1 protein-coding gene is annotated in these 418 nt (G+C 65.1%); it reads right to left on the reverse strand.

What is annotated here, in order from left to right; genetic code table 11:
• Nucleotides 1–104: 104 nt before the first annotated feature.
• On the reverse strand, nt 105–418 hold a 314-nt coding region (locus GR197_RS31570; protein ID WP_164016630.1), incomplete at its 5' end, for a DUF429 domain-containing protein.

The raw sequence follows: 418 nt of genomic DNA on the forward strand, positions 1-418 counted from the left end.
CTACAAGAAGGCGCTGGCCGCGCTCGGCAATGGCGTCGAGCGCGATCTGCGCATCGTGCGCGGCGCGGAGTGATTGTCCGCACGCGCAACGCCCCGAGATTCGCTCAGTAGCGGATCACCATCGGCAGAAGCGCGCCGTCGCGCGGTTCATCATCGGGCAGCACGACGGCGCTGCCGGCCGCGATGCGGCGCGCGCTCCATAGCACCGCGAAGGCATCGAGCACGTCGTCCTTCTGCGCGTGCCGGGCAACACGTTCGTCGAGCGCGGTATGCAACGTGTCGCCAAAGACATACGCGAGCAAGGCTTTTCTTTTCGCATGTCCCGCTTCTGACGTTTTACCCTCCTTGAGGCCGGCCGCCTCGCCGCCTTGGTCGATCTGAAGCTGCATGAAGGCAAGCTCCGGATGCACCTCGAACA

It is taken from the genome of Rhizobium phaseoli (assembly GCF_010668805.1).
Lineage (GTDB): Bacteria > Pseudomonadota > Alphaproteobacteria > Rhizobiales > Rhizobiaceae > Rhizobium > Rhizobium phaseoli_A.